Source organism: Mesorhizobium sp. P160219, assembly GCF_057786095.1.
On sequence record NZ_JBYNWG010000001.1, the window covers coordinates 2,228,606 to 2,249,035 of the forward strand.

At 63.8% G+C, this 20,430-nt stretch carries 16 protein-coding genes; 9 read left to right on the top strand and 7 right to left on the bottom strand.

The window, feature by feature from the left end; genetic code table 11:
* The first annotated feature begins 105 nt into the window (after positions 1–105).
* Positions 106–1,005: an MBL fold metallo-hydrolase gene (locus tag AC3EMP_RS10780; protein WP_023827899.1), complete on the top strand. Its 900-nt coding sequence runs from the start codon at positions 106–108 to the stop codon at positions 1,003–1,005.
* A gap of 22 nt (positions 1,006–1,027) precedes the next feature.
* Here AC3EMP_RS10780 and proC read toward each other — a convergent pair whose 3' ends face one another.
* From proC to AC3EMP_RS10795, 3 genes are all read right to left on the bottom strand, one after another.
* The gene (gene proC / locus AC3EMP_RS10785; RefSeq protein WP_023669294.1) at positions 1,028–1,843 is read right to left on the bottom strand and encodes a pyrroline-5-carboxylate reductase; all 816 of its coding nucleotides are present in this window, start codon (positions 1,841–1,843) and stop codon (positions 1,028–1,030) included.
* An 88-nt stretch (positions 1,844–1,931) separates the two neighbouring features.
* On the bottom strand, positions 1,932–3,251 hold the full coding sequence (locus AC3EMP_RS10790) for an O-antigen ligase family protein (protein WP_352446449.1): 1,320 nt from the start codon (positions 3,249–3,251) through the stop codon (positions 1,932–1,934).
* Entirely contained in the window at positions 3,220–4,218 is a 999-nt protein-coding gene (locus AC3EMP_RS10795; protein WP_352446451.1) for a glycosyltransferase family 2 protein, read from the bottom strand. The genes AC3EMP_RS10790 and AC3EMP_RS10795 overlap by 32 nt, the downstream gene beginning before the upstream one ends.
* Positions 4,219–4,390: 172 nt before the next feature.
* On the opposite strand from AC3EMP_RS10795, the gene AC3EMP_RS10800 reads away from it, so the two are divergent.
* Genes AC3EMP_RS10800 through AC3EMP_RS10810 form a run of 3 tightly spaced genes read left to right on the top strand, consistent with a single transcriptional unit; the run spans position 4,391 to position 7,274 of the window.
* Positions 4,391–5,563 (top strand): glycosyltransferase family 4 protein, encoded by a 1,173-nt coding sequence (locus AC3EMP_RS10800; protein WP_023832762.1) that lies wholly within the window; start codon positions 4,391–4,393, stop codon positions 5,561–5,563.
* The gene (locus AC3EMP_RS10805) at positions 5,560–6,354 is read left to right on the top strand and encodes a WecB/TagA/CpsF family glycosyltransferase (RefSeq protein ID WP_023715617.1); all 795 of its coding nucleotides are present in this window, start codon (positions 5,560–5,562) and stop codon (positions 6,352–6,354) included. The genes AC3EMP_RS10800 and AC3EMP_RS10805 overlap by 4 nt, the downstream gene beginning before the upstream one ends.
* Positions 6,351–7,274: a DUF6492 family protein gene (locus AC3EMP_RS10810; RefSeq protein ID WP_023669299.1), complete on the top strand. Its 924-nt coding sequence runs from the start codon at positions 6,351–6,353 to the stop codon at positions 7,272–7,274. The genes AC3EMP_RS10805 and AC3EMP_RS10810 overlap by 4 nt, the downstream gene beginning before the upstream one ends.
* Here AC3EMP_RS10810 and AC3EMP_RS10815 read toward each other — a convergent pair.
* Positions 7,271–8,566 carry a lipopolysaccharide biosynthesis protein gene (locus AC3EMP_RS10815; RefSeq protein ID WP_023669300.1) on the bottom strand — a complete coding sequence of 432 codons (1,296 nt, stop codon included), beginning with the start codon at positions 8,564–8,566 and terminating at the stop codon, positions 7,271–7,273. The genes AC3EMP_RS10810 and AC3EMP_RS10815 overlap by 4 nt on opposite strands.
* Before the next feature lie 198 nt (positions 8,567–8,764).
* Between AC3EMP_RS10815 and AC3EMP_RS10820 the strand changes: the two genes are divergently transcribed.
* From AC3EMP_RS10820 to AC3EMP_RS10835, 4 genes are all read left to right on the top strand, one after another.
* Positions 8,765–11,053, top strand: coding sequence for a GumC family protein (locus AC3EMP_RS10820; RefSeq protein WP_023692390.1), 2,289 nt, complete (start codon positions 8,765–8,767; stop codon positions 11,051–11,053).
* A 355-nt stretch (positions 11,054–11,408) separates the two neighbouring features.
* Positions 11,409–12,308: a bifunctional methylenetetrahydrofolate dehydrogenase/methenyltetrahydrofolate cyclohydrolase FolD gene (gene folD, locus AC3EMP_RS10825; RefSeq protein ID WP_023669302.1), complete on the top strand. Its 900-nt coding sequence runs from the start codon at positions 11,409–11,411 to the stop codon at positions 12,306–12,308.
* Positions 12,309–12,325: 17 nt separating this feature from the next.
* A complete protein-coding gene (locus tag AC3EMP_RS10830; RefSeq protein WP_032888631.1) occupies positions 12,326–13,324 on the top strand; it encodes a GlxA family transcriptional regulator in 999 nt (332 codons plus the stop codon).
* A gap of 149 nt (positions 13,325–13,473) precedes the next feature.
* Complete coding sequence (locus tag AC3EMP_RS10835; RefSeq protein ID WP_023697312.1) at positions 13,474–15,138, top strand: vWA domain-containing protein; 1,665 nt, start codon at positions 13,474–13,476, stop codon at positions 15,136–15,138.
* Positions 15,139–15,215: 77 nt separating this feature from the next.
* Here AC3EMP_RS10835 and edd read toward each other — a convergent pair whose 3' ends face one another.
* The 3 genes from edd to zwf all read right to left on the bottom strand — a co-directional run bounded on the left by edd (position 15,216) and on the right by zwf (position 19,271).
* Positions 15,216–17,039, bottom strand: a complete 1,824-nt coding sequence (gene edd / locus AC3EMP_RS10840) for a phosphogluconate dehydratase (RefSeq protein WP_023747208.1) — start codon at positions 17,037–17,039, stop codon at positions 15,216–15,218.
* Between the two features lie 64 nt (positions 17,040–17,103).
* Positions 17,104–17,820, bottom strand: a complete 717-nt coding sequence (gene pgl, locus AC3EMP_RS10845; RefSeq protein WP_023701816.1) for a 6-phosphogluconolactonase — start codon at positions 17,818–17,820, stop codon at positions 17,104–17,106.
* On the bottom strand, positions 17,802–19,271 hold the full coding sequence (gene zwf / locus AC3EMP_RS10850; RefSeq protein ID WP_023669307.1) for a glucose-6-phosphate dehydrogenase: 1,470 nt from the start codon (positions 19,269–19,271) through the stop codon (positions 17,802–17,804). Before zwf ends, pgl begins: the two co-directional genes overlap by 19 nt.
* 322 nt (positions 19,272–19,593) lie before the next feature.
* On the opposite strand from zwf, the gene AC3EMP_RS10855 reads away from it, so the two are divergent.
* Positions 19,594–20,340 carry an SDR family oxidoreductase gene (locus AC3EMP_RS10855; RefSeq protein ID WP_027049416.1) on the top strand — a complete coding sequence of 249 codons (747 nt, stop codon included), beginning with the start codon at positions 19,594–19,596 and terminating at the stop codon, positions 20,338–20,340.
* The last annotated feature ends 90 nt before the right edge of the window (positions 20,341–20,430 follow it).

Genomic DNA, 20,430 nt, shown 5'->3' on the forward strand with positions numbered 1-20,430 from the left:
ATTCATACAGTCTGTCTCTTTGATCCGGGTTTTTCAAACGATGCCGAGATGCCAATCTCCGAACGATCAGTTGAACCCCCATTGAGGATTGAAATCTTGCAAACCATTTGGACAAGACGCGAGACGATGAAAACCCTTCTGGCAACGGGCATGGTTGCCATGCTTCAGCCTCTGGCTTTTGCAGCTAGGGCCGCCGCCAAGCTGGAATGGACCTATTTTCAGGCTGACGAGAATGGTTTCCGCCGCACGCCGGTGCTGCTGACCGGGGAAAAAGAAGCCATCCTCCTCGACGGCGGATTTACCCTGTCCGATGGCCGTGCGGTCGCGGATGCGATCAAGGCGACGGGCAAGACCCTGACGACGATCTATGTCAGTTGCAGCGACCCTGACTATTATTTTGGCCTGCATCCCGTCGCGGATGCTTTCCCCGGCGCCAAGATCATCGCGGCCGCTGCGACGGTGGCGGCCATCAAAGCCAATGTGCAAGCCAAGCTGGATGTCTGGGGCCCGCAGCTCAAGGACAATGGACCGAAGGTCCTGGCGGATGTCGTCATTCCCGAGGCATCCGATATCACCTCACTTGAAGTCGAAGGAAACAAGATCGAGATCGTCACCGTCGCCGATCTGAAAGACCGGCGGTATCTCTGGGTGCCCAGCCTTGAAGCGGTGTTCGGCGGCGTGCTGATCTCGTCCGGCGTACATGTCTGGGTTGCCGACGAGCCAACCGTAGACGACCGCAAGAAATGGATTGCCGCGCTCAACGAAATCGCGTCCCGCAAACCCAACATCGTGGTGCCGTCCCATCAGGTAGCCGGTGCACCGGACGGTCTGGCGGCCGTGGAATTCACCCGCGCCTACCTCGAAGCTTTCAATAAGGAAGCCGAAAAAGCGAAATCCAGCGTCGAGCTGATTGCAGCGATGAAGCGGCGCTATCCCGATCTTCTTGACGTCTCGTCCCTGGAACTGGGCGCAAAGGTCGCCAAGGGTGAGATGAAGTGGGGCTGATACGGCCCCGCGAGCGTCTCGGCTACTTCCCCAATTCCACCGACCGCAGCCGCGCGGCTTCCACCGCCTCGGTCAGCAGCTTCGTCAGCCGGTCTTCGCCCATCAGCACGGCAAGGGCGGCTGCCGTGGTTCCGTTGGGGCTGGTCACCTGCTGGCGCAGGACGCCGGGCTCCTCGCCGCTTTCGGCAGCGAGTGCAGCAGCGCCATAGACGGTCTGCATGGCCAGCAGCCTGGCGGTCTCGGTCGGCAGCCCGGCCTTCTCGGCTGCAACCGTAAGCGCCTCGATGAAATGGAAGATGTAGGCCGGACCGGACCCCGAAACCGCCGTCACCGCGTCCATCAGGCCTTCGTCGTCGATCGTCGTCACCACACCGCTGGCCGACAGCAGCTCGGCAACGAAACGCCTGATGTCGTCGGTCACCAGCGGGTTGGAATAGACCACCATCATGCCCTTGCCGATCGCGGCCGGCGTGTTGGGCATGCAGCGGATGACAGGCGCGAGATGGCCGAGTATGTGCTCGAAGGTGGCGACCGGCGTGCCCGCGGCGATGCTGACGAAGGTGGTCCTGCCGTCGCCGAAGCGCTTGTAGGCGGCGGTGACGTCGCGGATCACCTGCGGCTTGACGGCGATGACGACGAGGTCGGGCTCTGCGTCGGCGGGGATGCCGTTCGCGTCCGCGGCGACACTGCAACCGAGGTGCTCGGCGCGCTTGCGCAATTCGGCATTGGGCTCGACCACGAACACGGCTTGCGGGGCAAGCTTGCCGGATTTCAGCCAGCCCGCAAGCATGGCGTAACCCATATTGCCGCAACCGGCGAGAACAAGCCTGATCGTCATTGAGAGCCCTCCGAGACAAGGGTTCTCCTTAGACGCTAGCGGGCAGACGGGAAAGCCCCTCAAGGGGTGCTGGATCCAGGCCAGCCGGTCAAGGTCGCCGGCGTACCGCGATCGGCCGCAGCGACACTTGCCGCAAGCCAAGCACGCCGAGCACGAAGAACAGCCACACCGGGTCGCCGCGATGGAAGAAGAAGCTTTCCAGGAACGCGTTCAGCGCCGTGAACAGCACCACCATCATGAAGAAGTCACCGAGATAGATGTTCTCCTTGCGCGGCGGGATGCGCATGTAGTCGCGCAGCGGCGCGATCAGGAAAGTGTAGACGGCAACGCACAGCGCCGGGATGCCCATCAGCACCGCAATGTCGAGATAGCCGTCATGGCCATGCACGATGGTCCGGATGTCCCAGGCCCGGTCGAAAGGCTGGTCCTGGCTCAGCAGCAGCGGCGTGCCCCAGAAGCTTTCATAGCCGTAGCCGGTCCAGGGCTTCTTCGCCAGCATCTCGCCGGAGAACTCCCACAGCGTCGTGCGCCCGGTATAGGTGAGGTCGGGGAAATAGGTGGCCGCCAGCTCTTTCACCGGCGGGATGAAGACGATGCCTAAGGTACCGATGGCCGTCGCAATGATCGCCAGTGCAAACAGGATCGGCGTGCCGAACCGCATGCCGATCAGGCCCGGCAGCACGACGATCAGGATCGAGAACGGCACCAGGCCGGCCGTCGTCTTGGATCCGGTGTGCAGCATGAAGATCATCGCCGCGCCGAAGATCGCCACGCCCCAGAATTTCTGGCCGCGCCGGAAGAGATAGAGGCCGGCGAAGCTGAAGCAGGCCATGATTGGTCCGGCAATGTTCTTGTGGGCGAACACACCACGCCACAGGCCGGCATGTTCGGGCTCCTGCGAATCGGCCGTATGCAGGGCCTCATGCGGAAAGACGATGAGGCCGATATAGGACAGGCCGATAACGACGATCGCGCAGAATATGATGACTTTCGAAAAACTGTCGGCATCGCGCGGCAGCACCAGGACCGTCGCTATCGTCAGAACGCCAAGCAGCGTGAAGAAGGCCGCGCGCATGGCCGAGGACGGGTCGGTCGCGTTGATGACCGAAAGCATGAAAAAGCCGAGCATCAGAATCCAGGACGGGCTGAGCAGCGAGCGCACCACCTTGGGGTCGGCGAACGTCAGCAGTGAGAAGATCGAAATGGCGCCGAGCGAACTGAAGCCGAGCTGGTTGACGATGTCGCCGCCGTCGCCGGTCAGTTCCGCGCCTGCCGGCTGAAACGGCCGGAACGACACGATGACGACGGCAAACAACAGCGCGGCAATCGCCGTCGCCACACTGTTGCGGGTGACGATGCCGCCCAGCAGCAGCTCGTCAGTTCTTCTCAGGCTGCCTGTATTGCTCATTGGCGTATCCGAATTCGGCAAGCACGCGGCCGAGCGAGACATAGACGGGGTAAAGCGCCGTCGACAGCGATCCTGTCCGCGCCAATTTGATTGCGCCGCGCACGGGCGAGGCTATCAGCAGCGCCAGGCTTTTTGCAAACACCTTGGCGCCGGCGAATGGCATGCCGGCGCGCTTCTTCTTTTCGACCAGCGTCGAGATTACACCGTTGCGTAAGGATCGGGCGCGGATCCAGTCAGCCTCGACGCGCCGGGCTGGAACGCCTTCGCGCACCTTTGCCTCGGCGCACCAGCCAAGCACGAAACCTTTCTGCGCCGAGCGGCTGAGGAAGTCGGAATCGCCGCCGCCCATGAAGTTGAACCGCAGGTCGAGGAAGGGTGGCCCCATGATGGTGAGCACATTGCGCCCGACCAGAAGGTTGCCCGAGGAATAGAGTGCGGCCACGCGCCCGGTCTGGCGATAGGGCGGCGCAAACACCGGGTGCTCGGCCCATTTGGCGTGAGCAGGATCGGTAAACACCGGCACTTGCGGGCCACCGACAATGTCGGCGCCAAGCGTCTCCGCCGTCCTGCACATGCGCTCCAGCCAGTCCGCGTCGGCGATCTCGTCATCGTCGATGACCAGCAGGTGGCGGAAATCCGGAAAATGCAGGATCGCCGTCTGCCAGCCAGCATTGTAGGCACTGCAATTGCCCCGCTCATGCGCGATGATGACCATGCCCTTCATATCGTCGCGTTCGAACAGCGGCACGGCCGCCTGGGCGCCCTCACGCGCCTCGGCCTCGTTTTCGATGACGATGACGGCGAAGCGCCGGCTGGTTTGCTGTGCCTTGAGCGACGCCAGCGTTTCGAGCAGCAGTTGCGGCCGCTTGAAGGTCGGCAGCGTGACGACGGCTTCCATCGTCTCTGCGGCGAGCCCCGGAGAGCGTCCCGCAATCGAAACCGAACCGTCCGATGGCAAAGGGATCATCCGCTCCAGCCGCATGTTTTGAATCTGGCTTTCGATAACACCGCGACGATAACGTTTCGTTAATCACCTTTCGCAGCGGCGCCTGCCGGTCCGCGCCTTTCAGCCGTTGCGTTGCGTGATTTAATCAAGGGTTCACCCAGCTTTGCTAGTGGCTGACGCCTGGATAGGTGAGATGCATCTGCTGTTCGCCACATCGATCGTGCCCGACGGCGCTCTCGCTTCGGGCTATGAGATCGCCAATGCTGCGATCATCGCCGCCTTGCGGCGCGCCGGCGTGCGCGTCACCGTCATTGGCTTCATCTGGCCGGGCAAGGCGCCCAGCGACCCCGAAAACACCTTCGTGCTCGGCGCCGTCGACGTGCGCACGGAAAGCGCCTCGGCGCGGCAGAAGCTCGCCTGGCTTGGCAAGGCGGTGCTGTCAGGGCTCACCTTCGCTTCCGTGAAGCTGCGCGCGGTTTCCGACAGCGAAGTCCGTGCCGCGATCGAGCGCGCCGGTCCCTTCGACGGCTATGTCCTGAATTCGGTGCAGTTCGCCGGCGCCTTTGAAAAACTGTTCGCCGACCGTCCCTCGATTTTCGTCGCCCACAATGTCGAACATGGTTCGGCCAAAGAGAATGCGGCAGCAGCAAACAGTCGCTTCCAGCGCCTGCTGTTTGCCCGCGAGGCCAGGCTGCTCAAGACCATGGAGGAGCGGCTCTGCCGCCGGGCTCGCTTCGTCTTCACGCTGGCCGAGGAAGACCGCGCCGCACTCGGCGTTGCCAGCGACGACCGCTCGGCGGTGCTGCCGCTGGTGACCACTGCCACGGCGCCAAAGCCGGTCAAGCCGCGCCGCATCGATTGCGACGCGGCGCTGATCGGCACCTGGACCTGGCAGCCGAACCGCATCGGCCTCGACTGGTTCCTGGAAAAAGTCGTGCCGCATCTTCGCCGGAGCTTTCGCATCAGGGTCGCCGGCAACATGCCGTCGGATATCACCTCTGCCCATCCCGGTGTCGAATTTGTCGGCCGCGTGCCCGACGCCCAGGATTTCGTGCGCGGCGCCGCCGTCATCCCACTGATCAGAACCGCGGGCAGCGGCGTTCAGCTCAAGACCATCGAAACCTTCGAACTCGGCCTGCCGTCGGTCGCCACCAGCCGTTCGCTGCGCGGCATCGATCATCGCCCGGCAAATTGTTTCGTCACCGACGATCCGGCCGCCTTCGCCGGCGCGCTGGAGGCAGCGGCGGCCGATGTCAGGGATGTCGATGGCAGCGCCTTCCATCGCCGGCAGATCAAGGCACTGGATGCCGCCATCAGGCTCGGCCTGGAAAAGCTCGGGCCGGTGGGGGAGGAGGTGTTTGCATGAACATGCACACCGCCCGCGCCGCCTTCGGGCTCGATACGCTGAAGACGATCCTTGGCATTTCGGTCCTTGCCATCGGCTGGGATGACGCGATCGCGCTGCTCACTCGTCTGATTGCCGAGCGGCGCTTCACCAAGGTCAGTTTTCTCAACGCTCACAACGCCAACATCGCCTCTACCGATCCGGTCTTTGCCGAGGCGCTCGACGATTTCCTCATCCTGCCTGACGGCGTTGGCGTCGATCTGGCGGCAAAGCTGCTCTACGGCGCGCCGTTCCCGGACAATCTCAACGGCACTGATCTCATTCCGGCCTTTCTGCAGGCATCGGCGAGGCCGCTGACCGTCGGGTTGCTTGGCGCCACCCGCGCCAACGCCGAGGCGGCGTCGGTCAGGCTAGCCGCTCTGGCGGTGCAGCACGAATTCGTCGTCATCCATGACGGCTATTTCTCCCCCGCCGAAGAGCAGGCGATCGTCGATCGCATCGAGGCATTGCGGCCCGACGTGCTGCTTGTGGCCATGGGCGTGCCGCGCCAGGAATTGTGGATCGCCCGTCATATCGATGCCCGCCACTGCACGCTGCCGATCGCCGTCGGCGCGCTGCTCGATTTTCTCTCCGGCACGGTGCCGCGGGCGCCTCTGTGGATGCGCCAGCTGAGGCTCGAATGGTTGTTCCGTCTGTGCATCGAGCCCGGCCGGCTGTGGCGCCGCTACGTCGTCGGCAATCCGGTGTTCCTGCTGCGTGTCGTCAGGCAGAAATTCTCGCGTCGGCCCGAGCCCGCCGGAGAGTTGCGGTGAACAGCCGCGTCGTGCCGAGCCCTGCAGCCGAGACCGGTGCCCTGCCGCAAACGCCGACGGCGGCGGTGGTGACCGCCAGCTATGCGCCGGATTTCGAACGCTGCCGCCTGTTGTGCGAGACCCTCGACCGCCATGTCTCCGGCTTGGCGCATCATTACATTCTGGTCGAGCACCGCGACGTGGCGCTGTTTCGCCAGTTGGAAAACGACCGCCGCAGCGTTGTCGACGAGCGCGACCTGCTGCCGCGCTGGCTGCGTGTGTTCGACGATCCGATGAGCCTCTTTCGCCGTCGCATCTGGCTCAGTCTCAAGACCCAGCCGCTGCGCGGCTGGCATGTGCAGCAGCTGCGCCGCATCGCCATCGCTGCGCATGCTGGAGAAGACGTGCTGGTCTTCTGCGATTCCGACGTCGCCTTCCTCAAGCCATTCGATCTGAGCGCCTTCTGGCGCGACGGCAAGGTGCGGCTGTTCCGGCGCGACGGCGTGCTGTCGAGCGACGGTCACGACGAGCATCGCATCTGGTCGCGCAATGCGGCCTCGGCGATTGGTATCGATGCATCCGAGGTTTCGAACCACGACTATATTTCGACGCTGATCGCCTGGCGCCGTCAGACCGTGACGGCGATGTGCGCCGAGATCGAGAAGGTGCACGCGCGCGGCTGGGTCGAGGTCATCGCTTCAGTGCGCCGGTTCTCCGAATGCATGATCTATGGCCGCTATGTCGACGATGTGCTGGGGGGCGCCGGCCATTTCCACGGCTCGGAGGAATTCTGCCGCGTGCACTGGACCGGGGAGGCGCTGTCGGATGACGAATTCCGCAGCTTCGTCGCCGCTATGGCACCGGGGCAGGTGGCGATCGGCATGCAATCCTTCATCGGCACCGATATCGGCCGCATCCGCCGCCTGATCGGATTGGCTTAGATTGCCTTGGCGGGCTTGCGCAGCGCCGAATAGGTTAGCAGCGCCGAGGCGAGATAGAGCAGCAGGAAGACGACATTGAGCGATACGACAAGCCTGGGCGTGTCGGCAATCGTGGTCAGCACATAGGTCAACAGCACCGCCTTCAGCCCCGCCAGCAGGCCGAGGTTGAGCGCCCTGAGCGCGGTCTGGCCGCGCGCGAACAGCAGCTCGGCCTGGTATTCGACCAGGTTGCGCAGTCCCGGCACGCCGATTGCCAACGCCACCAAGGGCGCCGCCTCGGCGACATTCCGGCCAAGTGCATTGGGGAAGAAATGCAGCACGATGCCGAGTGCGGCCAGTGCCAATGTCGACACCAGGAACACGCCGGCTTCGATACCGCTCTTGACCCGCAGTCGCGACAACAGCTCCGGCGCCCGCATCATCCTCTGCACCAGCATCATCGAGAAGGTGCGGATCGGGATTGCCGTCAGGTCGACCAGCCGCATGATGATGGCATAGATGCCGGCCAGATGCGGCCCGCCGATCGCCAGCACGAGCAGCTTGTCGAATTCCGACTGCAGGTAGAACAGCACTTCGGCTCCTGCAACATAGATCGAATCGGCAAGCCGCCTGAGATAGAGCTCGGTGCGCAGCCTCAGCCGCTGGCGTGGATAATAGAAGCCGAAGGCCAGCAGCAGCGAGGCGGCGTTGGCGCCGATGTAGAACAACGACCAGATCCAGACGCTGTGCTGGCCCGATAGCATGAACAGCACGGCGCCCAGCGCGCGGAACGCCGTGGCCACGATCGACAGCACGGCGGCGCGGCCGAATTTGCCGAGCCCGTTGTTGACGATCAGCACCACCTCGACCGGCCGCCACAAAAGCGCCTCTGCAAAGACGATTGCGGCAAAGACGGCCAGCGGAACGGTGCTGGCGAAGAAGATCAGGTAGACGCCCCAGGAGGCCGCCGCCAGCAGTGGTAAGGACACGGCGCCAAGCAAAAGGAAGCCGGCGGTGAAGGTGCCGATCAGATTGGGGCGGATGGTGGCTGTGCGGTAAAGCGCCGAGATGAAGCCGAAAGCGAGGATGCGCGACAGCATGACGCCGGCCGCCGAGGCGGTGGCGAACATGCCGAACTCGGCAATCGACAGCGTGTTGGCAAGTGCGATGAAATAGGCAAGCGAGAACACCAGCCGCCCGCCGGCGCCGCTGATGGCTGAAAGATAGTCGCGAACCAGCCCCCGTCTTTCGGCGAGGAAGGTGCCGATGCGGGCGAGTGTCCGCCTTTGCGGTATGTCGCTGGCCTGCGTCATATCGAGGAAAGCCGTAAGCCGCAAAGCTTAACGTGCGGTTCTGACGCCATTTTACAGATCCCGGCAATGCGTGGCGAAGCGAGAAACTTTCACTTGCAGACTTCGGAAATTAACCTTTTGTTTCCCATGCCTGTTTAGCGTGACTTAACGATTGGCCGACCGCCGCTCCTGCGCCGTCGAAGGTAAAGTTTCGAGACAATGGTCGACAGGGAAAACCGTGAAGACTGGAGGCGCGAGCGCTCCCTCCTGGCGCTCGGCAAAGCCGTGCGCGGCGATGAGGCGGCGGATGCGTCGGCGGTCTCGATCGGTGACCGGGTGGATCCGTCATGGCGCGAGGACGCCGCCACGCGTCACCGCATAGCCCGCTCGCAACGCGAGGCGCGGTCGAATCCGGCGCCAACGTCACCGCCCGAGCCGCCGCAGTTCCAGGCCGACGGCGAACCCGTTTCGGCCGCCAGCGCGCGTGAGGAGCCTGTTTCCGGCCGGCGTCAGCAGCACGCCGCCTATGAGCTCCGCTCTTTCCACGAGCAGCGACCGGACCGCGACGACGATGACGGGCAGGAATGGAAGCCGCTGATCGATCCGCTCCAGGTCGTCCGCGGCATTAGTCGTTCCAAGTTGCTGATCGTCTCGACTACGATATTGGGCACGGTGCTCGGCGTCGCCGTCGCCGTTTCGACACCGAAGAAATACGAAGCCACCACACAGATGGTCATCGAGCCAGGCGACCTGAAGCTTTCCGACAACGATCTCACCCAACCGGTCGGGCAGCCCGATGCGGCGCTGGCTGTTGTCGAAACCCGCATCAAGATGGTGACATCCGGCAAGGTCCTCGACAAGGTCGTGGCCGATCTCAATCTCGTCGACGATCCGGAATTCAACGGACAGGGCTCTGGCGGCCTTGGCGTCCTGTCGCTCATTCGCTCGATACTGTCGCGCCAGGATGGCCCTGGCGGCGGCGGTGAAGTGCGCCGCCAGGCGCTGGCGGTCGGCAATCTGGCCAAGAGCCTGTCGGTTGAGCGCAGCGGCAAGAGCTTTGTCGTTTCCATCAGCGCCACCACTCAAAGCGCCGACAAATCGGCGAAGATAGCCAATACGACCAGGGACGTTTTCCAGCAGGAGGCGGCCCAATACCAGTTCGGGATGGCCGGGCGCGCGACGGACCAGCTGACGGCCAAGCTCGATGACCTGCGCAAGAATGTCGAGACAGCGGAGCGCAAGGTCGAGGATTTCAGGGCCACGCATGATCTCGTCGACGCGCAGGGCCATCTGATCAGCGACGACCAGATGCTGAAGCTCAACGAGCAGCTCTCAGTCACCCGGGCCCGTACGCTGGAACTCAATGCCCGGGCCGCGTCGGCGCGTTCGCTGGACGTCAATTCGGTCATCAACGGCACCTTGCCGGAAGAAATCAATTCCAACACGATGAGCGAACTGCGCGCGCAATATGCAGTTTTGAAGCAGGAGGCCGACCGCGCCGCCGTGCGTCTGGGACCGCGTCATCCCGAATACCAGGCGCTCAACGCCCAGCTCGACGGCTCGCGCGAGCGCATCGCAGGCGAACTGCGCCGCATCGCCTCGTCGCTGCAGGTCGATTTGAAGCGCTCGGTTCAGCTTGAGCAGGATCTCGCTTCCCGCCTGGCTCAGGCAAAGGTCCAGAGCGGCGACGTCAACAGCGATCTGGTCAGCCTGCGCGAACTGGAGCGTGACGCCACGGCCAAACGCTCCGTCTACGAACAGTACCTTCTGCGCGCCAAGGAGACCGGCGAACAGCAAAACATCAACACCACCAACATCAATCTGATGACCCCCGCGCAACCGCCGCTCGAACCCAACGGACCGTCGCGGGCTGTAATAGCGATGGCCGGCCTGCTGCTCGGGCTTGCTTCGGGCATCGGTGTCGGCGCCATGCGCGGCGCCTTTGCCAGCCTGCGCGGCGCTGCCAATTCGCGTTCGCGCGGCAGAATGGACGAGCGCCCCCCTCCGGTCGAGGACAAGGTCTATCGCGCGCCGCTGCCTGTGGCGCCGCCACCGGCAGCACCTCCGGTGTTGCCGACCGCGGCCGCTCCCGCCCGGAGCCCAGGTCTGTTCGACGGACTGTTCTCGGCGATGCGCAAAGCCGCGCCGGGTAGCGGGACGTCAGGCGAACCCGTCGAGACCTACCGCGCCCAACCAGCCGCCGAATATACAAGGCCGGTGCAGGAGCCTGTGGGCTATCGCCAGCCGGACTTCCGGAACGAGGTTCCGCACGCCAATTCCCCTGCGCAGCAGCCTGGCTACGCGCAGCCTCGTCAGCCGGCTGACTATGCCTATTCGCAGGCTCAGCCGATGCCCGCGGCGTCCGGGCCGTGGTCTTCTCCGCAGCCCGCTGGGGCGGCGCCGGAAGACCAGCAGGCGCAAATCGACGATATCCGCGCCAGCCTGCGCGAATTTCGCGAAGCGGTGCGCGAACTCACCGAAAGCCGTTCGCACCGCCGCTATTTCTGAGCAATTCCAGGAAAAGTGTGAAACGGTTTTCCCGGGAAAAGCGCGTAGCGCGCTTTCCCTTGGGAATTGCGTCAAAACAAGAAATAGAGCGGTTCAGCCTTTCCGTGAAAGGATGAGTCGCTCTGAGCCCGTCAGCACAGAATAAAAGCTGCCGGTTTCGAGTTTACGGCATGTGACGGCGCTTTGACGGGATTGCTTAGGCCAAATTTCGTGACAATGCCGCGCAGCATGGCGCCCAAAAAACGCTGCCGTCGGGCTTTACCCGAATGGGCGGAACGTTTGGAACAACGACATGCACGAAGCAACGTTCAAGGCGCGCGCCGCGCCTTGGCTGGAATGATGTCGAGGATGGTTCATGGCCGAAGTGATTGACGGAAAGATCGTCGCCGCAGACGTGGTTCAGAAGGTCAAGGCCTTGACCGAGGACCTGGTCGCCAAGGGAAAGGCCCAGCCCGGCTTGGCGGTGGTCATCGTCGGCGAGGATCCGGCAAGCCAGGTCTATGTCGCGTCGAAGTCGCGCACCGCCAAGGAATGCGGCTTTCATTCGCTGCAGCACACACTGCCGGCCGACACGTCCGAAGCGGCACTGCTGAAGATCATCGGCGAACTCAACGCCGATCCGGCCATCAACGGCATTCTGGTGCAGCTGCCGCTTCCCGCCCATATCGATGCCGGCAAGATCATCCAGGCCATCGCGCCACAAAAGGATGTCGACGGCTTTCATTTCATCAATGTCGGCAAGCTCGGCACCGGCGAACTCGAAACAGCCTTCGTGCCCTGCACGCCGGCTGGCTCCATGCTTTTGATCGAACGCGTGCGCGGCAAGGATCTTTCCGGCCTCAACGCGGTCGTCGTCGGCCGCTCCAACATCGTCGGCAAGCCGATGGCAAATCTGTTGCTTGCCGCCAACTGCACCGTCACCATTGCCCACAGCCGCACCAAGGATCTGCCGGCGCTGGCCCGCACAGCCGACATTCTGGTTGCCGCCGTCGGCCGGCCCGAAATGATCAAGGGCGACTGGGTCAAACCCGGCGCCACCGTGATCGATGTCGGGATTAACCGCATTGCCGCACCCGAGAAAGGCGAAGGCAAAACCCGCCTCGTCGGCGATGTAGCCTATGCCGAAGCGGCCAAGGCCGCCGGCGCCATCACCCCCGTGCCCGGCGGTGTCGGACCGATGACCATTGCCATGCTGATGGCCAATACGTTAGCCTCAGCCTACCTTGCGGCCGGCTTGAAGCGGCCTTCCTTCTGACCCAGAAAGCAGCTTCTTTGCCGAACCTTACTATTCCCTCTGAACGGCCGGTCGTGGATGATCCCGTTCAAGGGGGCCGGCAATTCGCGTTCCTGCTGGTCGACAAGTTTTCGATGTTTTCGTTGGCAGCGGCGATCGATACCTTCCGCTCGGCCAACCGCCTGCTCGGCCGCGATTTCTATGGCTGGACGACGGTCTCGGCCGACGGCGATCCCGTCATGGCCTCCAACGGCCTGCCGCTCAAGATCGACTATGCCGTCGCCGATTTGCCGCCGGTCGATATCCTGTTCGTGTCGGTGGGCCTGTCGGTCGAGTTCCCCGGCAAGAGCAAGGTGCTGGCGGCGCTGCGCAGCTGGGGCCGGCGCGGCAATGCGCTCGGCGCGCTGTCGGTGGGCTCTTACCTCCTGGCCGAAGCCGGTCAGCTCGAAGGTTATCGCTGCACCATCCATTGGGAAAACCGCGCCGGCTTCGTCGAGCGCTTTCCCGACATCAATTGCACCGGCAACGTCTTCGAGATCGACCGCAAGCGCTACACATGCGCCGGCGGCACCACCTCGATCGACCTGATGCTGGAGATCGTGCGTGGCGACTTCGGCTCGAACCTCGCCAACGGCGTTGCCAACCAGTTCCAGCATGAGCGCATCCGCTCCGCCGGCGACCGCCAGCGCGTCGGGCCGGAGCGCGACCTGACCGGCAAGTCGGAGAAGCTAAGGCGCATCGTCGAACTGATGGCCGACCATCTCGACGAGCCGCTATCAGCCGTGCAGCTTGCCAAATCGGCGGGCCTGTCGGTGCGCCAGGTCGAGCGCTTGTTCCTGCGCCATTTGAGCGTCACGCCCGGTCGTTACTACATGCGGCTCAGGCTTGAGCGGGCGCGCGAACTGCTGCGCCAGACCAACATGCCGATCCTCGACGTGGCCATTGCCACCGGCTTTACCTCGCACTCCTATTTCGCGCAGAGCTATCGGCTGCAGTTCGGCCGTCCGCCTTCCGAAGAGCGGCGCACCACGTACTGACGCGGTGCTGAGCCGGCCTCGGAACAGGCCTCGGCCGGCGCCGATCCTGTTACACGGCAACCGTTCGTAACCCGCTCCGGGGCTTGTGCCCGGACGCGCCGTCAAATAGCTTCCGGCGCGGATCAGAGGGCGGTCTCAAGGAGATTTCCATGGCGGGACTTTTGCGGAGCGTCGCTGCGGCGCTGCTCCTTTTGTCGATGACTTCGCTCGGCTTTGCCGCCAACAAGGTCATCATCATTCTTGACGCTTCGGGCTCGATGTGGGCCCAGATCGACGGCAAGCCGAAGCTCGAGATCGCGCGCGAATCGCTGAGGACCGTGCTGCAGTCGGTCCCGGGCGACGACGAGATCGGCTTCATGGCCTATGGCCACCGCGAAAAGGGCAGCTGCGACGACATCGAACTGATCGTGCCGCCGCAAGCCGGCTCGGCTAGCGCCATTTCGGCCGCTGCCGACAGCCTGAAATTCCTCGGCAAGACGCCGCTGACCGCAGCCGTCAAGCAGGCGGCCGAAGCTCTGAAATACACCGAGGACAAGGCGACCGTGGTCCTCATCACCGATGGGCTTGAAACCTGCGAAGGTGACCCGTGCGCGCTGGGCAAGGAACTGGAGGCCTCAGGCGTCGATTTCACAGTCGACGTCGTCGGCTTCGGCCTGACCGCTGACGAGGGCAAGCAGATCGCCTGCCTTGCCGACAACACCGGCGGCAAATATATCCAGGCCTCGGACGAGAAGGCGCTGCAGGAAGCACTGGTCGAAACCGTCGCCGCGCCGGCTCCGGCACCTGAACCCGCACCGGCGCCAGCCCCAGCTCCAGCCCCTGAACCGGCAAAGCCCGAATTCAATTTCATCCCGAGCGTGGTCATGGCCGAAGGCGGCGATCCGATCACCGACGGCAATGCCTGGGAGGTCTACAAGGCCAAGGCCGATGGCACGCACGGCGAGGCCGTCACCACCCAGTACAACAACTACGAGGCCAATCTCGAGCCGGGCGACTATGTCGTCGTCGCGCGCGCCGACGAAGCTCGGGCGGAACAGAAGGTCAAGATCGAGGCGGGCCAGGTCTACAAGCCGCTCTTCACCTTGAACGCCGGCACCATGCTCATCCATCCGAAGCCAAGCCAGGGCGCCGAGATCAGTGACGAAGCCGATGTCGACTTCGCCTTCCCGGGCGGCAGCACCACCCACTATGGCGACACCAGGATCATCGTGCCGGCTGGTGAGCAGAAGGTGACGGTTGCGATCGGCAGCGGCTCGGTGACCGAGAACATCCAGCTCGCCGCCGGGCAGACTGTGGAAAAAGACATAGTCGTCGGCGTCGGCCATGCCGCCGTCAACGCCTACTACACTGCAGGTGGCGACAAGGCCGACTCCTCGGGAATCAGCGTCCAGATCGTCAAGGCCAAGAAAAAGATCGACGGCTCGCGTGACGATGTCGCCCACTCCTATGGGCCCGACAGCAAATTCTGGCTGCCGCCGGACGATTATGTCGCGGTCACCTCGCTTGAGCTCGCAACCGTCGAGCAGCCTTTCAGCGTCAAGGTTGGCGACGTCAAGGACGTCAAGGTGACGCTCGATGCCGGCGTGCTGGTGATGTCGGCGCCGGGCGCCTATTCGATCGAGGTGCTGTCGTCGAAGAAGGATATCCAGGGCAACCGCAAGGCGCTCGGCCTGAACTATGGCGACACCTGGCAGCAGACTATCCCGGCCGGCGACTATGTCGTCCTCCGCCACATGCCCGATCAAGGCCATGACAAGGAAATGCCGGTGACGGTCAAGGCCGGCGAACGGAGCGAGATTACGGTTCAGCCGTAATCGCCATCCATCCCTCACCAAAGGGCGGCCTCAAACCGAGCTCGAGCCGCCCTTTTTACAAAATAGGCAATGATGCCTCAGGCCGTGCCGAAAGCACTGGCGCCGTGGTCGGCGCGGCCGACCAGCTGGCGGAAACCGGCGAACAGCTCGCGGCCGAAACCGAACTCGTTGCCGATGAGATCAATGTCGGCCGTGCGGCGCAGCGCGAGCTCGGGCCCCGGCACCAGCACTTCCAGCGTGCCGGCATCGGCGTCGAGCCGGATGATGTCGCCGTCATGGATCCTGGCGATCGGCCCTTCCTCGACCGCTTCCGGCGTTACATGGATCGCCGCCGGCACCTTGCCGGAAGCGCCAGACATGCGCCCGTCCGTGACCAGCGCGACGCGCTGGCCACGATCCTGCAGGATGCCGAGCACGGTGGTCAGCTTGTGCAGTTCCGGCATGCCGTTTGCCTTTGGGCCCTGGAAGCGGATGACGGCGATGAAGTCGCCGGTCAGCGTGCCGGCCTTGAAGGCTTCGTTCAGTCCCTGCTGGCTGTCGAACACCTTGGCCGGCGCCTCGATGACGCGGCGTTCCGGCTTCACGGCGGACGTCTTGATGACGGCGTGGCCGAGATTGCCGGCGAGCACTTTCAGGCCGCCGGTCGGCTGGAAGGCCTTCTTGAACGGCGCCAGCACCTTCTCGTCACCGCTCTGCAGCGGCGAGGCTTCACGCACGACGCCGCCATCTTCGCCGAGCCGGGCCTCGACCGCATAGGGCCTCAGGCCTTCGCCCCATACCGTCTGCACATCCTCATGCAGGATGCCTTCGTCGAGCAATTCGCGGATCAGGAAGCCGAGCCCGCCGGCGGCATGGAAATGGTTCACGTCGGCAAGCCCGTTCGGATAGACGCGCGCGAGAAGCGGCACCGCTTCCGACAGGTCGGAAATGTCCTGCCAGGTAAGCGTGATGCCGGCCGCCGCGGCCATGGCGATGAGATGGATGGTGTGGTTGGTAGAGCCGCCGGTGGCGTGCAGGCCGACGACGCCATTGACGAAAGAGCGCTCGTCGATCATGCGGCCGACCGGCGTGTAGGCGTTGCCGAGCGCGGTGATCGCCAGGGCTCGCCTGGTCGCCTCGCGCGTCAGCGCGTCGCGCAGCGGCGTGCCTGGATTGACGAAGGACGCGCCGGGCGTATGCAGGCCCATGATCTCCATCAGCATCTGGTTGGAATTGGCGGTGCCATAGAACGTGCAGGTGCCCGGCCCGTGATAGGATTTGGACTCCGCTTCGAGCAGTTCTGCGCGTCCGGCCTTGCCCTCGGCATAGAGCTGGCGAACCTTGGCCTTCTCGTCGTTGGGCAGGCCCGTCGTCATCGGCCCGGCCGGCACGAACACCGCCGGCAGATGGCCGAAGGTGAGAGCCGCGATCACCAGCCCCGGCACGATCTTGTCGCAGACGCCGAGATAGACGGCGGCGTCGAACATGTTGTGCGACAGGCCGATCGCCGCCGACATGGCGATGACGTCGCGCGAAAACAGCGACAGCTCCATGCCGGGCTGTCCCTGGGTCACGCCGTCGCACATGGCGGGCACGCCGCCGGCCACTTGCGCGATGCCGCCAACTTCCTTCGCGGCTTCCTTGATCAGCGCCGGGAAGGTTTCGAAGGGCTGATGCGCCGACAGCATGTCATTGTAGGAGGTGATGACGCCGAGGTTCGGCACCTTGTCGGCGCCGAGCGCCAGCTTTTCAGACGGGCTGCAGACGGCAAAGCCATGCGCGAGGTTGCCGCAAGACAGGACGCCGCGGTTGGCGGTGCGGCTGGAGGCCTCGGCGATGCGGCCGAGATAGCGCTCGCGGCCGGCTTTCGAGCGTTGGCGGATGCGTTCCGTGATGGCTTCGATGTCGCGTCTGGCTGTCATGGTCGGTCCTTTCGAGCCCCGGAAGAACGTCCTCCACCGTCTGCCGGGACTACTTTGCGTGAAATCAGGGTGCCCAGAACACCTCTACCGGGGTGGGTGCCGCTTCGAGCACTTTGCGGATGGGCTTTTTCGCGCCCGGTCCCATCGCATCGTCGAAGGCGGTGCGCTTGTCCTCGCCTTCTATATGCAGCGCGATGAAGCCGGCGTCGACGATCCGCGCCAGCGGCAGCGTCAACCGGGGTTCGCCGGCGCTTGCCGCGTGAACCGGCAGCACGATCCTTGATGAGGCTGGGTCGAGCAAATCGCCGAGATTCTCGGCGTCGGGAAAGAACGAGGCGGTGTGGCCGTCGCCGCCCATGCCGAGCACGACGACATCGAGGGGCCAGGGCAGAGCCTTCAGCGCCGCATCGTCGGCCGCCGCGGCGGTCTCGATGCTTGCCGCCTCATGGTAGAGCGGCACGAAGTGCGCGGCAGCCGCCTTGTTCTGCAGCAGGTTGGCCGCCACCAGCCCCGCATTCGAGCGCGGCGAGGAGGCCGGCACGAACCGTTCGTCGACCAGCGTCACCGTCACCTTGTTCCAGGCGATCGGAATGGCCGAAAGTGCTGCAAAGAACTTTGCCGGCGTGGTGCCGCCGGAAACGGCAAGCAGGGCCGTGCCGCGCTCGTCGATGGCCTTGGTCAGGCGCGCCGCGACATTGCCGGCAAGGGCTGCCGCCAGATCCTGGCGCCCGGCAAAGCCGTTCCAGTTATAGACGGGCTCGCTCAATTGCTTTCGTGCCATGTCCGTCCGTCGCGTTCGATCAGCGCAATCGAGGCCGAGGGACCCCATGTGCCGGCCGTATAGCCTTGCGCCTCCTGCCTGGCGCTTTCCCAGGCGTTCTGGATCGGGTCGATCCACTTCCATGCCGCCTCGACTTCGTCGCGGCGCATGAACAGCGTCTGGTTGCCGCGGATAACATCCATGATCAGCCGTTCATAGGCGTCCGGCGCGCGACCGTCGAAAGATGTTGCAAAGCTCATGTCGAGCGGGATCTGGCGCAGCCGCATGCCGCCCGGGCCTGGATCCTTGATCATGATGAACTGCTTGACGCCTTCGTCGGGCTGCAGCCGGATCACCAGTTGGTTGGCTGAGATCGGCCCGGCGCTGTCGCCGAAGATCGAATGCGGGATCGGCTTGAACTCGATGACGATTTCCGAAACGCGGGTCGCCAGCCTTTTGCCGGTCCGGAGATAGAACGGCACGCCGGCCCAGCGCCAATTGCCGATCTCGGCCTTGATGGCGACGAAGGTCTCGGTGGAGCTGTCTTTGCCGAGTTCCTCGACATAGCCTTTCACCGCGCCGCCTGCAGAGGCGCCGGCGCGGTACTGCCCGCGCACGGTGTGCTTGGGTGCCTCATTGCCGTTGATGCGCTTCAGCGCCCGCAGCACCTTCAGCTTCTCGTCGCGCACGGCATCGGCATCCATCGACGATGGCGCCTCCATGGCAACCAGGCAGAGCAGCTGCAGCATGTGGTTCTGCACCATGTCGCGCAGCGCGCCGGCCTTGTCGTAGTAGGTGACGCGGTCTTCAAGACCGACGGTCTCGGCCACCGTGATCTGCACATGGTCGATATGGGCAGAATTCCAAAGCGGCTCATAGAGCGCGTTGGCAAAGCGCAGCGCCATCAGGTTCTGCACCGTCTCCTTTCCGAGATAGTGGTCGATGCGGAAGATCTGGCTTTCGTGGAAGTCGTCTCCAACCACGTCGTTGAGCTTGCGCGCCGAATCGAGGTCGCGGCCGATCGGCTTCTCCAGCACGATGCGTGAATTCGGCGTGATGAGATTGTGGGCTTTCAGCTGGTGCGAGATGTCGCCGAACAGCGCCGGCGCAACCGCCAGATAGAAAGCGCGAATGCGGTCGCTTTCGCCGATCGCCTTTTTCAGCTTGTCGAAGCCGGCACCCGTCGTCGCGTCGGCCGATACGTAGGACAGCCGGGCAAGAAATGTCTTGAGTTCCTCGGCGTCGATGTCGGCCGGCTTCACATGCTGGGAAATCGCCTGCTTGGCGAAAGCCTGGAATTCCTCGTCGCTCATCTTGGAGCGCGAGGTGCCGATGATGCGGGTCGGCTCGGAAAACTGGTGGTCGCGCTGGCGGTGGTAGAGCGAGGGCAGCAGCTTGCGTTCCGACAGGTCGCCGGTGCCACCGAAAATGATGAAGTCGAAAGGCTCGACGGGAATGATCTGGCTGGTCATGGTCTGTCCGCTTTGACGCCGCTCGCTGTGACGCGGCAGGATATAATCTAATCGATTTAAACTATCCAGTGCCATGGTGTCACATCAAGGCCAAATCACTGCATATTGATTCGCTCCAAATGTGCCTTGACACTGGCTGCCACCCGGAGGCTTTTCGTCAAGCGATGGTCCCGGGGCTTTCGCGCCTGCAACATAAAGCGGGAATGTGACGAAAGCTAATGCGTGTCGCCCAGAAGTGCGAAGCGGTTCTGGGAGACAGACACGCATCAAACAAAAAAGAAAAATGCGCTTGCGAGGTGGGTCTTCAATGAGCGGAAAAAGCATGCGTCTGGAAAACAAGGTTGCCGTCATCACGGGTGCTGCGTCAGGTTTCGGCGAAGGCATGGCCAGGCGCTTTGCCGAAGAGGGCGCCAAGGTCGTCGTCGCCGACCTCAACGCCAAGGGCGCGGAGCGCGTTGCAGCAGAGATCGGCCAGGCCGCGATCTGGACCCAGACCGACGTTTCGCAGCGTTCCGAATTCGACGAGATGGTCTATGCCGCAAAAAGCGCCTTCGGCCGCATCGATATCATGGTCAACAATGCCGGCTACACCCATCGCAATGGCGACATGCTCGACGTCGACGAGGCGACCTTCGACCTGATCACTTCAGTCAACATGAAGGCGATCTACCACGCCGCACTTGCCGTGGTGCCGATCATGGAGCGGCAGGGCGGCGGCGTCATCCTGACCACGGCTTCGACCGCCGGTCTGCGGCCGCGGCCGGGGCTCACCTGGTACAATGCCTCGAAGGGCTGGGCGATCACCGCGACCAAGTCGATGGCGGTCGAACTCGCGCCCAAGAACATTCGCGTTAACTGCCTTTGCCCGGTCGCCGGCGAGACCGGCATGCTGGAGAAATTCATGGGCACTGACACGCCCGAGATTCGCGAGAAATTCCGTGCCTCGATACCGCTCGGCCGTCTGTCGACGCCGCTCGATATCGCCAACGCTGCGCTTTGGCTTGCGTCGGACGAAGCCGCCTTCATCACCGGTGTGGCGCTGGAGGTCGACGGCGGCCGCTGCATTTGAGCAATTCGGGAAGTACCTCGCTGTTCGCAATGCACGGCAGACAGAGCAACGTCGGCAAAAGTTCGCATCGGCGCGCCGGCCGGCCGAGGA